Below are 13152 nucleotides of genomic sequence, written 5' to 3'. Positions count from 1 at the left end.
GGAAATGTTGGCACCATATAGATGGATCCGCGATTATGCGGACGTAAAATCGGACGTAAATACGCTTGCAGATAAAATGGTCATGACCGGGAACGGTGTGGAAGAGATCGTTTTGCTGGGCGAAGATATTGAAAATGTTGTAGTTGGGAAGATTGGGAAGATCACGAAACACCCGGACGCGGACAAGCTGCAGGTGTGCATGGTAGACGTGGGGGAAGATGCCCCCGTGCAGATCGTGACAGGCGCGGACAACGTGTTTGAGGGAGCGTATATCCCCGTGGCAAAAGCGCCGTCCATGCTTCCCGCAGGGCCCATAAAAAAGGGGAAGCTGCGCGGAGTGGAATCGTTTGGTATGCTGTGTTCGGGCGGGGAACTGAATTTAAAGGAAGAAGACTATCCGGGCGCGGGCGTGGATGGCATCATGATTTTACAAGGCGAACCAAAGCCGGGCACGGATATCCGCGATTTGCTCGACTTGCGGGGGGCGGTCATTGATTTTGAGGTGGGCGCAAACAGGCCGGACTGCCTTTCGATGATCGGCACGGCGCGCGAGGCCGCGGCTGCGGACGACGCAGAGTTCCGCCTGCCGGAAACGGGATATGAGGAAGGCGCGGCGAAAACGGAAGAGATGGTCAGCGTGGAGGTCTGTGACAGCGACCTGTGTACGCGCTATGTTGCGGCGGGCGTTACGGATGTGAAGATTAAGCCGTCTCCTGAATGGCTGCGCGTACGGCTGCGTGAAGCGGGTATCCGCCCCATCAACAATATCGTTGATATCACCAACTTCATCATGCTGGAAACGGGGCAGCCGATGCACGCGTTTGACGCGGACAAGATACGCGGGAAAAAGATCATCGTGCGCCGCGCGCAGGACGGCGAAAAAATGAAGACGCTCGACGATAAGGAACGTACCTTCACGAAAAATATGCTGCTCATCTGCGACCGGGAAGGCCCGATCGGCGTGGCGGGCGTGATGGGCGGCCTCGATTCGGAGATCACGGAAAATACAAAGGCGGTTATTTTTGAATCGGCAAAATTCATGTATGGCAATATCCGCCAGACCTCAAGGGGCTTAGGGCTTGCGACGGAAAGCTCCATGCGTTTTTCCAAGGGCGTGGACGCGGGGACGTCGATGTTTGCGATGCAGCGTGCGCTTACGCTGGTCGACGAGCTCAAGGCGGGGCATGTGGCGCAGGGGATGATCGACATTTTAAACGAGGATTTGAAGCCGAAGGTCATCAAAGTCAATGCGGCGCAGGTGAACGCAAAGCTGGGGACGCAGATTTCCGCGAAGGAGATGCAAAGGCTATTAAACCGCGTGTATATCCAGACGGGGTTGATTGGCGACGAATTGATTTGTACGATCCCCACCTTCCGCGGTGATATTTATGGCAGTGCAGATATCGCGGAGGAAGTAGCACGTATGTACGGGTATGACAATATCCCGGAAACGAACCCGATGCTGGAAGTGCGGCGCGGACGCGTTTCGGCAGTGGAAGCGAAGACCGACCGTATCAGGGATTACCTGAAAAACAACGGGTTTTTGGAGTGCATCACCTATTCTTTCACAGGCAGTCAGGATTACGAGAAGCTGGGCATCGGGATGCCTGCGGCGGTCAAGATCCTCAATCCGCTGGGCGACGATACGGCATATATGCGCACGACGCTCCTGCCGCATATGCTGGGCGTGGTAGCGCTGAACCAAAACCGGAAAAGCACAGACCTGCTGCTGTTTGAAACGTCGCGTGTCTATTGCCCCGTGGAGGGGGAAGCCCTGCCGGATGAGATCCCGACACTGGTGATGGCGGCGTATGGCAGCAAGGATTTCTTTGACCTCAAGGGGACGATCGAGAACCTTGTCAGGCTGCTGTGCGGGCGCGAGCTTGCGTGCAGGCGGTCGGAAGAACCGTATCTGCATCCCGGCGTTGCGGCAGACCTTTATGTGGGAGAAGAAAAGATCGGCGTATTGGGACGCGTACATCCGAAGGTGATGAAAGCGTTCGATATCCCGCAGGATGCGGTAATTGCGCAAATCGACCTCAAGAAATTGTTCGGCATGGAAAAGGCGGAAGCCAAATACCTGAAACTCCCGAAATTCCCGGCGGCAACGCGCGACCTTGCGGTGATCGTACCGGAAGACGTGGGCGCGGGGGATATGATGCAGGCCATCCGGCAGGCGGGCGGCAAGCGCCTGGAGCAGGTCAGCCTGTTCGACGTATATGCCGGAGAGAAGATTGGCGCGGGCAAAAAGAGCGTGGCGTTCTCCCTTTCCCTGCGCAGCAATGAAGGCACGATGACGGACGAGGAAGTGGAACGCGTCATGAAGAAAGTCCTGCGGGCCTTGGAAACGCAGTTTGAGGCAAGCCTGCGCGCGGAATAATCTGCGGTTGCGCCCCACGGGGGCTTATTGTATAATAAGGGAAAAGAGGGATAAGGCGGTGGAAAAGGTGGAGAAGATAAAAACGGTTGTCAGTATCGGCGGAAAGGAATACACGATCTGCGGGACGGACAGCGCGGAATATATCCATAGGGTCGCGCTCAAAGTGAACGCAAAGCTGGACGAGATGAAAAAAGCCAATCCGGCGCTCAACAATATCCAGCTTGCCATGCTCACCTCTTTAAACCTCGCGGACGATTATACGAAAGCGCATGACGAACTGGTGGCGACCAAAAAGGAACTGGAGCGCGTCAAGAAAGAATTGGAGCGGCAGGCTCCGGGGAATAACCGAACCGTGCCTTACCGCAAGTAAAAAAGCTTTTCGGGCCGCCCCAACGGGGCGGTCTTTTTTTGTACATAACAAACCGTTGGAAATTGTGGTATAATAAAGCATTATGAACATACCGAAATCTTTGGAATTTAACAGCATATTGGAAAAGCTTGCGGAGCGCACGGTTTCGCAGTCGGGCGCGCAAGCCGCGCGGGCGCTGCGTCCGGTAAGCGAGGGGGAAACGGCGCGAATATTGATGGCACAGACGATGGAGGCGGAAACGCTGCTCATCAAAAGGCCGAGCTATCCGGTCTGTTCGTTTGCCGCGATCGGCGCGGAGCTTCGGCGCATGAAAACGGGCGCCAGCCTTTCGGGCGGCGAAATATTGCGCGTGGCCAGTGTGTTCCGGGCGGCGAAACAGGCAGCGCCGCTGGCAAAGGACGAGACGGCGCAAATGATCCCCGCTTTGGCAAAGGGATTGTTTTACGACGACGGGATGATCAAGCGCGTAGAGGATTGCGTCGTCGCGGACGACGAGATCGCGGACGGCGCGTCCACGGAACTTGCGCGTGTGCGCAGGGAGATGCGCAAGGAAAACGAATTTATCAAGGAAAAACTGCAGTCGATGATCCGTTCGCAGGGGGAATCGAAATATTTGCAGGATGCGATCATTACGCAGCGGAACGGCAGGTATGTCGTGCCGGTGAAATCGGAATATAAGGCGAATGTTTCGGGCATCGTGCATGAAAAGAGCGCGTCCGGCGCGACGCTATTCATCGAACCGGCAAGCGTTGTGGAGGCAAACAACCGTATACGCGAGTTGGAGGCCGCGGAACAAAAGGAGATCGCGCGTATTTTGGCAGGCCTGACGGCAGGGCTGAACGTATACCGCGAGGAGCTGCGCGCAGACGTGGAGATCCTGACCGAGCTTGACCTGCTGTTCGCAAAGGCGGCTTTGGGGCTTGCCATGAAGGCTTCGCCCGTTACTTTTAACGAAGAGGGCGAGATATCCATCAACGCAGGACGCCATCCGCTGATCGATGCGGAGAAAGTCGTTCCGGTATCGCTCAAGCTTGCGGGCGGGATACGCTCGCTGGTGATCACCGGGCCGAACACGGGTGGGAAGACGGTGACGCTCAAGCTGATCGGCCTTTTTGCGATCATGGCGCAGTCGGGCCTGCTGATCCCGGCGAAATCCCCGGTGAAGCTGCCTGTGTTTGACGGGGTGTTCGCGGATATTGGGGACGAGCAAAGCATAGAGCAATCCCTTTCTACCTTTTCGGCGCATATGAAAAGCATTATTTTTGCCTTGAAGCACGCGGCAGGCCGCTCTCTGGTTTTGCTGGACGAGTTGGGCGCGGGCACAGACCCGCAGGAGGGCAGCGCACTTGCGCAGGCGATCTTAACAGAGCTCATGCAAAAGGGAAGCATGGTAGTGGCGACGACGCATATCGGCGAACTCAAGGCATTTGCCAACGAACATGAAGGGTTTGAGAACGCGAGCATGGAATTTGACGCGGCGACGCTGACGCCTACCTACCGCCTGATGATGGGCGTTGCAGGACATTCCAACGCGATCCTGATTTCGCAGCGCCTGGGGCTGCCGAAGCATGTGATCTGTGCGGCGCAGGGCTACATGAACGCGGAGCATTTGGAATACGGCAGGCTGGTCGAGGCGGCGGAGCAGGCGGAAAAACGTGCGCGCAAAATGCAAAAGGAAGCCAAGGAAGCGCTGGCAGCAGCAAAGGACGAGCGCAGGAAAGCGGAGCAGACAGCGCAAAAGGCGGCGGAAAAACGCAAGCAGATCCTTGCCAAGGCCAACGAAAAGGCAATCGAGATATTAGACGACGCCAAGGAAACGGCGGAGGATGCGATCGCGGAGGCGAAACGTCTGGGCAAGCAGGACGAAGCGAGCCGCACGGTGAATACCAAGAAAGTGCGGGACAGGCTGTCCGGCAAAAAACAGGCGATCGAGCAGCATAAAAAGCAGCAGAAGAAAACCAAAAACCTCACGGCAGAGGACATCCATGTGGGGGATACGGTAACGATCCTTTCCATGGACGCACCGGCAACGGTGTTAAAGGCGCCAAATGCAAAGGGGATCGTGCGCTTGCAGGCAGGGATCCTCAAGGTGGACTTGCCCGTGAGCGAGCTGGGGCCGGGGCAGGAAGAAGCACCCAAAAAGGGTGTGCGTACTTCGCGCGTAGAGCTTGATGCGCGGCGGCAGGTGCCGATGGAAATCGACCTGCACGGACAGGCGGTGGACGATTCGCTGATCATTCTGGATAAATATTTAGACGACGCCTTTCTTGCAGGACTTGGTGAAGTAACGGTGATCCACGGGCGTGGAACAGGCGCATTGCGCCGCGGCGTACAGGAATACCTGCGCACGCACCCGCATGTGCAGAGTTTCCGGCCGGGCAAATACGGCGAGGGCGATATTGGCGTGACGGTCGTGACGCTGAAATAGGGAGGCTGCGTATGCCGATCATATGTGATGAAGACAGGAAAGAAGCGTCCATTGTAGTCAGTGCGTGCCTGGCAGGCGTTGCCTGCCGCTATGACGGACAGGCGAAAACCGACGCGGGGGCGCTGCGCCTCGTGCTTGAAAAAAAGGCAGTGGCCTTGTGCCCGGAAATCCTGGCAGGTTTTTCCTCGCCCCGTCCCCCGGCCGAAATTCGCGGGGGCGACGGTTTTGACGTTTTAAACGGGGAGGCGAGGGTTTATAATAAAAAAGGAGAAGATATTACGGATGGTTTTTTGCGCGGCGCGCAAAAGTTGTTTGATTTTGTCTTGGAAAATGGTATAACAGAAGTATGGCTCAAGGCAATGAGCCCGAGTTGCGGCGTGTCTGAAATATATGATGGCAGTTTTAGCGGCAGGGCCGTTTTTGGCTGCGGCGTGACGTGCGCGCTGCTGAGAAAAAACGGAATCAAGGTAGTGGAGATACCGTGAAGATATGCACTTGCTTGCTACGGCCGTGAGGACGAAATCAAGAATAGGGCAGCAAGGAAAAAAGGGCTCTCGCAAAAGCCAACAAAGTGGGTTTTTGCGGGAAAAGGAGCGGCCGCCTAACATGTGAAAATTTTGGCGAATGGACGAAATTGAGCAAAAGGCGTGTTGCGACGCGGAAGGAGCGCAAACCAGGAATGGCAAACCAGAATATTCTGATCATTGATGACGACAAAAATATCAGGGAAGTTGTAAAGCTTTACCTGCGCAAGGAAGGCTACGAAGTAACGGAGGCGGCGGACGGGGCGATCGGCTTCGATTTATTTATGGGCAGGCCGTACGACCTGGTTCTGCTCGATATCATGATGCCTGTGCAGGACGGCATTGAAACGATGAAAAAGATACGGGAAAAGAGCAATATCCCGGTGATCATGCTGACTGCCAAAGGCGACACCTTTGACAAGGTGCTTTCCCTGGAGCTGGGGGCGGACGATTATGTGGTCAAGCCCTTTGACCCCAAAGAGCTTGTGGCGCGTGTGAAGGCGGTCATCCGGCGCAGCACGCAGGAAGAAAAGACGGATGTGCTGGAATATACCGACCTGAAGATCGATATCCAGAATTACCAGGTGATCTATCGCGGCAAGGAACTGCAAATGCCCCCCAAGGAGATCGAGCTGCTGCACTTTTTGGCGGCGCGCCCCAACAAGGTGTTTACGCGCGACCAGCTATTGGAGCAGGTGTGGGGGTTTGAGTATTTCGGCGATTCGCGCACGGTGGACGTGCACATCAAACGCCTGCGTGAAAAGTTTGACGACAATGAGCCGTGGCAGATCAAGACGGTATGGGGCGTAGGCTATAAATTTGAAGTTTAGTGGATAGATGGAAGCGCGAAAACAGGCCGTATTGGCCTGTTTTTTGAAATATTTCATTTTTTGTTTACATATCCGCAGGAAAAAGGCATTATAATAAAAGACAGGAAGAACAAGGGATAAGCGAATGATCAAAACGATTTTTGGGAAAATCATGCTGCTTTTCATGGCCATTATCATGGTCTCTTTGTTTATATCCGGAATTATGATGAGCTGGGTCGTACGCAACGCCTATCTTGACGACAGTGAACAGCAGATGCTGGGCATTGCAGGCGATGTGGAGACCCTGCTTTCTTTTTACAGGAGCAATTACATGACCTTCAACCAGATGGCGGCGCAGATCCTTGTGAAGGCGGAAACGAACAAGGACGTGATCTGGATCGTGGACAGCGACGGAACGGTCTGGACGGCGGCTGACCCGAGCGGGCAGACGAGCGTGACCAAGGAAGAAATACAGATGTACTTTAAGGACATGTTTGTCGAGCTGCAAAAGGGGAACGCGGTCAAGGTCGTTACCGAAGAATCGAATTTTTTCAATACCCCGGTGATCACGGTAGCAACGCCGGTGCTGTCGGACGGGACTGTGACGGGGTATGTGTTCGTACATAAAAAGATCAACGAGCTGGAAGCATCGCTGATGGCAATGTACCGCCAGATCGTTTTGGCGGCGTGTATCTCTGCCGCGCTGGGGATCATCCTCACATACCTGTTCTCCAAATCGATGCTGCGGCCGCTGTCTGTGGTCAATACGGGAGCCAAACAGCTGGCAAAGGGACACTTTGATATCCGGTTGGACGTTTCCTCTAAAGACGAGATCGGCCAGCTTGCGGACACGTTCAACAGCGTGGCGCGCGAGCTCAAGAAATACGAGGCGACGCGTGAAAGCCTAGTGGCCAATGTGTCGCACGAGCTGCGGAGCCCGCTCACTTCCATACAGGGCTTGCTGCAGGGCGTGATCGACGGGACGATCCCGCGGGAAGAGGCGGAACATTACCTGGGCGTAGTGCTCGACGAGACAAAACGTCTGGGATTCCTGATCAGCGATATGCTCGATCTGGCAAAGATCGAATCCGGGCAATTCCCCATGCAGATCGAGAAGGTGGAATTGAGCGAGCTGCTGCGCCGCACGCTCATCACGTTTGAAAGCAAGATCGAAGCGAAAAAGCTGGAGGTCTTTGTGGAGCTGCCGGAAGAGAAGCAGTATGTTTATGCGGATGAGAACCGCTTAAAGCAGGTATTGCACAATATCATTGAAAACGCGATCAAATTCGTAAACGTGGGCGGGGAACTGAAGATATCCACCACGTCCACGCAGGCGAGCGTATTTGTCAATATCACAAATTCAGGGGATGTGATCCCCAGGGAAGACCTGCCGTATCTGTTCGACCGCTTTTATAAGATCGACAAATCACATTCGCGTACCAAGGAGGGGACGGGTATCGGCCTTTCCATCGTTAAGAATATTTTGAAAGAACACGGGCAGAAAATATGGGTGACGTCGGATGAACAAAGCGGGACGACTTTCACCTTTACCCTGAAAAAAGCATAGGAAAGGGAATGCCAGTATGCAACGTAGGATTCGTACCGTGACAGGGGATATACCTGTTGAAGAGCTCGGGTGGTGCCAGACCCATGAACACCTTTTTCTGCAAAAGGGAAAGCCTTATGAGATCGACACGGCGCTGTGTATGGACGACTTTGACCGTTCGATCGAGGAATTGAACGCTTACAAGGCGGCGGGAGGAGGCGCGATCGTAGACGCCCAGCCCGTAGGAAGCGGGCGGATGGCCGGGGCCATGGCGGAAGCGTCTTATGCGACAGGCGTATCCATTATCGCGTGTACAGGCTTCCATAAACAAAATTTTTATTATGAGGACAGCTTTATTTTCCGCGAGAAAGAAGAAACCCTTGCCGGGCTTTTTACAAGCGAAGTGACAGATGGGATGCTGCCCTCAGGCCGGGACGAAAAAAAACGCCTGGAGGCGCGTGCGGGCGTCATAAAAGTAGCGGTCGAAAAGAACGGAGTCCGGACGAACGCGGCGTATGAAAAGCTTTTTGCAGCGGCGGCAGCGGCGGCGGCCAAAACGGGAGCGCCTGTGCTTGCCCATTTTGATAAAGACGCGGATGCGCTTGCGTTGATCGAATACCTTGGCCAATACAATATCCCGGCTAACAGGCTGATCGCCTGCCATCTTGACCGGGCGCGCTACGACATCGGGTATCACCGGGAAGTGGCGCAGTCCGGCGCGTGGATGGAATACGATACGATCAACCGCTTGAAATATCACGACAATGAAAAGGAATTCAAATTGATCCAAGGCATGATCGAAGCGGGCTATGCAGGCCGGATGCTGTTTTCGCTCGATACGACAAACAAGCGTTTGCGCGCATACGGAGCGGATATGGGGCTCGATTACCTGCTGAAAGAGTTCACGGTATATATGCAGCAGCGCGGCCTGGGAGGATATATGCGCCAGATCATGGTCAATAACCCTGCCCAGGCAGTGGCAATACAAAAAGGTACCGAAGAGAAACGGACAGCAGCAAGCGCAATAACACATCATGTCCCTCTGATGTAAGGGATCACTGATATATACAAGATTTTTTAAAGGTTTGTTCACACCTTTTTCACAAAACGCGTGTAAGATGAGGATAGTTAAAATAAACCGGTCAGGTTTGACATAACAGGAGGAACATATTATATGGATGAGAATGGGTTTCAGAATATGAACGGAAACGGCGAAGGGCCGCAGGGGCAAGGCGGTACGCCCAAACCGCAGCAACCGCAGCCGGAGGTGCAGAATACCGTGCCGCAGTATGGGCAGGAGCCACAGCCGCAGCAGCCATACCAGGCGCCGCAGCAGCCACAGCAGTCGCCGGTATATGATGACAGCTATAACTATGACCAGCAGCCTAAGCCGCCCAAAAAGAAGCGGGAAAAGACAAAAAGGCATGGGATCGGCGGGATCATCACAGCGGTGGCCGTAGCGGGGATCCTCGTTGGCTGCTTGCTGATGGCCTTTGTCATCGGGCCGGTCATAAACGGCGGAAACGGCATGCTGCCCACGCTCCCGAGCCAGGAGACGGAGCAGCAACAGCAGGAAAACAGCCAGAAAGAAGCGCCGGAGCTCGGCGGGGAATCCGCGGATATCAAAGATTCTGCGAACCCGGTCGTGGATATTGCGGAAGCGATGAAAGACAGCGTGGTGGGCATCACAACGTACAATAAGCAACTGGTATCGGGGCAGGAGCCTGTGGAACAGGCGGTCAGCGCGGGAACAGGCTTTTTGATCTCGGGCGACGGGTATATCCTGACCAACAACCATGTGGTGGAGGAGGGGAACCTGGTCAAGGTGAAAACCTCCGACAACCAGGAGCATGTGGCGGAGGTCGTAGGCAAGGATGCCGCGTCTGATGTGGCAGTGCTCAAGGTAGACGGGCTCAACCTGCCGGCAGCGCCCCTCGGTAACAGCGACGAACTCAAGGTCGGAGAGCTTTCCGTAGTGATCGGTAATGTACATGGCGATACGTTCAACAATACGGTGACGGTCGGCTATGTCAGCAACGTGAGCAAGACGATCAGCATCAACGGCATTACGTTGAATGTGATCCAGACGGATGCGGCAGTGAATCCGGGCGACTCGGGCGGCCCGCTGCTCGATTCCAAGGGCAATGTGATCGGCATGACAACGGCAAAGCAGTTCTATGCAGGTTATGATTCCAGCGGAAATGCGTTATCCTCCGAAGGCATCGGCTATGCGATCCCCATTAACAAGGCGATCGATATCGCACAGCAGCTGATCGAGAACGGCAGCATCCCGCGTCCGGGCATCGGTCTTTCGTACACGATGATTTCTGAGGTGGATGCAAGCCTGTGGCAGACGCCGCAGGGCGCGCTGGTAGCGGATGTGACGCCGGGCGGGCCTGCGGAAAAGGCTGGCCTTAGGCAGAACGACGTAATCACCGAGATCGACGGCGTAGACCTTCAGGCGGCGGACAAAATGCCGTCTTTCGACGGAAAGAATATCGGGGATACGATATCCGCTACGGTATGGCGGGAAGGCAAGGAATATACGGTAACGATGACGCTGGAAGACCTGAACGAAATGGATACGTCTTCGGCGGCGCAAAGCCAGGAAAGCGGGGATAACAACCAGCTTTTCCCGGAGCTTCCGTAAGCAAAAACATTCAGGGATACATATGAAACAAAAAACGCGGCCAAGCCGCGTTTTTTGTTTGGCCGCCGTGATTCTTTACAGGAAATATGGTATAATACGGTCTATGCAGAAAATCTATTTGGACAATGCGGCGACGACACAGCCGCTCGCAAGATGCAATGATGTTTATACCGAATATGCGCGGGATTTATGGCAAAACCCGTCGGCACTGTATGCAGGCGCAACGCATGTGCTAAAAAAGGTGGAGGAAGCAAAAAAGACGCTGCTGCGTGCATTTGGTGCTGCCGGTCATAAATGCGTATTCACGAGCTGCGGGTCGGAAAGCGCAAATATGGTCATTTTGCGCGGCGCACGCCAAAAGAAGAACATGAATTATGTGTGCGGCGGCGCAGAGCATCCGTGCGTTGAGGAAAGTTTCAAATACCTGGCGGAGCAGGGATATCCCGTTGCGTTTTTGAAGCCGGACAAGCATGGCCTGGTCACGCCGGAGCAGGTGGGGCAGGCTGTCGACGAAAATACGGCGCTTGTCAGCGTGATGCATGTCAACAACGAAACGGGCGCAAAAAACGATATCGAAAAGATCGCGGCTGTAGTGAAGGCGAAAAACCCACAGGCGATGTTCCATGCGGACGGCGTACAGGCGTATTGCAAAGAACGCCTCACCAATACGGCTAATATCGATTATTATACGGTGAGCGCGCACAAGCTGCACGCGCACAAGGGAACGGGCGCGGTGTTTTATCTGGGAAATACGCCGCTTAAGCCATATATCCTGGGCGGCGGGCAGGAAGGCGGCCTGCGCAGCGGGACACAGAATACGCTGGGCATTTTTTCGTTTGCAGCGGCTGTTTCTTACTTTATGGAAGAAGTGGATGATAGGTATATGGCGCACATCAAAGCGGTATTTTTAGAAGCCTGCCGGGCGATCGGGGATACTGTGCTGCTTACGCCGGAGGACCAGGAACGCTCATGCGGGCATATCGTCAACCTGTCTGTGCTGGGCGTGCGCGGCGAGACGCTGCTTCATACATTGGAACAGCGGGGGATCTGTATTTCGACAGGGTCTGCCTGCTCCTCCAAAAAGGGAAAGAGCAGGATCGCAAAAGCACTTTCCCTAAGCGAAGAGGAAGCGGAAGGGGCGATCCGCATCAGCTTTTCACCGTTTACGACGGAAGAGGATGTGCGGACTGCCGCCGCGGAGATCAAAAAAGGCGCGGAGCTGCTGCGGCGGTTCACGCGGAAATAGGGGAATAGAAACGATGTTATTATTGGTACGCTACGGCGAGATACATTTGAAAGGACTCAACCGGCCGCATTTTGAAGCGCTGCAGTTGGCGGCGATCAAGCGGGCGCTCAAAGGCTTCCCGGACGTGAAGGTGCAGAAGGGCTATGGGCGTTTTTATGTGACGGATATCGCGGAGGCGGATATGCCGGGCGTGATCGGCGCGGCCAGGAAGGTGTTCGGCCTGCATTCCGTTTCGCCCGCTACGGAAATGGAAAAGGACATGGATGCGATCCATGAAACGATGATCCGCATCGTGCGGGAATACATGGAGCAAAAAGGCATCAAAAGCGCGACGTTCAAGGTGGCGGCAAAGCGTGCGGACAAGCGGTTCCCGCTTTCATCCATGCAGCTGGCGGCCGACCTGGGCGGCGTGCTTCTGGAAGCGATCCCCGGCCTTAGCGTAGACGTGCATAACCCGCAGGTCACCGTACACATCGAGGTGCGGGAGAAGTGTTATGGCTATGTGGACATCATTCCGTGCGCGGGCGGTATGCCGCAGCGCTCGAACGGGCGAGCAATGCTCCTTTTGTCCGGCGGGATCGACAGCCCGGTGGCAGGATATATGATCGCCAAACGCGGGGTGGAGCTTTCGGCGGTACATTACCACAGCTTTCCGTATACGAGCGAGGCAGCCAAACAGAAAGTGATCGACCTGGCGGGATTGGTATCGCAGTATGCGGGGCGCATCCGTTTGCACGTGGTGAGCTTTACGGATATCCAGATGCAGATCTATGAAAAATGTCCCCATGAGATGCTGGTCATCATCATGCGGCGGTTCATGATGCGCATTGCGCAAGAGCTTGCAAAGCGCGACAACGCGCAGGCCATCGTGACGGGCGAGAGCATCGGGCAGGTCGCGAGCCAGACGATGGAGAGCATCGGCGTGACCAACAGCGTTGTTACGGATATGCCTGTCTTTCGGCCGCTCATTGGCATGGATAAGGTGGACATTATCGAGATCGCTGGTGAGATCGGCACTTACGAAACGTCGATTTTGCCTTACGAGGATTGCTGTACCGTATTCGTGCCCAAGCACCCGACGACGCGTCCCAAGCTGGAACGCGTCATCGAGGAGGAAAGCGTGCTCGATATCGACGCACTGGTAAAAGAAGCTGTGGAAAGCGCAGAGCTGATCAGGATTGACTGAAAAATAAAAGGGC

At 54.9% G+C, this 13152-nt stretch carries 10 protein-coding genes; all 10 read left to right on the top strand.

The window, feature by feature from the left end; all coding sequences use genetic code 11:
* Nucleotides 1-4 precede the first annotated feature (4 nt).
* Nucleotides 5-2380, top strand: coding sequence for a phenylalanine--tRNA ligase subunit beta (pheT, locus tag BN6471_RS00835; RefSeq protein WP_066644590.1), 2376 nt, complete (start codon nt 5-7; stop codon nt 2378-2380).
* A 67-nt stretch (nt 2381-2447) separates the two neighbouring features.
* The gene (locus tag BN6471_RS00830) at nt 2448-2750 is read left to right on the top strand and encodes a cell division protein ZapA (RefSeq protein WP_162270156.1); all 303 of its coding nucleotides are present in this window, start codon (nt 2448-2450) and stop codon (nt 2748-2750) included.
* Nucleotides 2751-2832: 82 nt separating this feature from the next.
* The gene (locus BN6471_RS00825; RefSeq protein ID WP_066644585.1) at nt 2833-5178 is read left to right on the top strand and encodes an endonuclease MutS2; all 2346 of its coding nucleotides are present in this window, start codon (nt 2833-2835) and stop codon (nt 5176-5178) included.
* A gap of 11 nt (nt 5179-5189) precedes the next feature.
* Nucleotides 5190-5663 (top strand): 2-thiouracil desulfurase family protein, encoded by a 474-nt coding sequence (locus tag BN6471_RS00820; protein WP_066644583.1) that lies wholly within the window; start codon nt 5190-5192, stop codon nt 5661-5663.
* Nucleotides 5664-5857: 194 nt separating this feature from the next.
* A complete protein-coding gene (locus BN6471_RS00815) occupies nt 5858-6532 on the top strand; it encodes a response regulator transcription factor (protein ID WP_066644581.1) in 675 nt (224 codons plus the stop codon).
* 124 nt (nt 6533-6656) lie between these two features.
* On the top strand, nt 6657-8078 hold the full coding sequence (locus tag BN6471_RS00810) for a sensor histidine kinase (protein ID WP_066644579.1): 1422 nt from the start codon (nt 6657-6659) through the stop codon (nt 8076-8078).
* Nucleotides 8079-8094: 16 nt separating this feature from the next.
* Nucleotides 8095-9108 carry a phosphotriesterase family protein gene (locus BN6471_RS00805; RefSeq protein WP_066644574.1) on the top strand — a complete coding sequence of 338 codons (1014 nt, stop codon included), beginning with the start codon at nt 8095-8097 and terminating at the stop codon, nt 9106-9108.
* 123 nt (nt 9109-9231) lie between these two features.
* The gene (locus BN6471_RS00800; protein ID WP_066644572.1) at nt 9232-10707 is read left to right on the top strand and encodes a S1C family serine protease; all 1476 of its coding nucleotides are present in this window, start codon (nt 9232-9234) and stop codon (nt 10705-10707) included.
* Between the two features lie 103 nt (nt 10708-10810).
* Nucleotides 10811-11953: a cysteine desulfurase family protein gene (locus tag BN6471_RS00795; RefSeq protein WP_066644570.1), complete on the top strand. Its 1143-nt coding sequence runs from the start codon at nt 10811-10813 to the stop codon at nt 11951-11953.
* Nucleotides 11954-11966: 13 nt separating this feature from the next.
* Nucleotides 11967-13139, top strand: a complete 1173-nt coding sequence (gene thiI, locus BN6471_RS00790; protein WP_066644568.1) for a tRNA uracil 4-sulfurtransferase ThiI — start codon at nt 11967-11969, stop codon at nt 13137-13139.
* The last annotated feature ends 13 nt before the right edge of the window (nt 13140-13152 follow it).

This window comes from Christensenella timonensis (assembly GCF_900087015.1).
Taxonomy (GTDB): domain Bacteria; phylum Bacillota; class Clostridia; order Christensenellales; family Christensenellaceae; genus Christensenella; species Christensenella timonensis.
The sequence above is the reverse complement of the archived record's forward strand: the minus strand, read 5'-3'. Positions and strand labels throughout refer to the sequence as shown.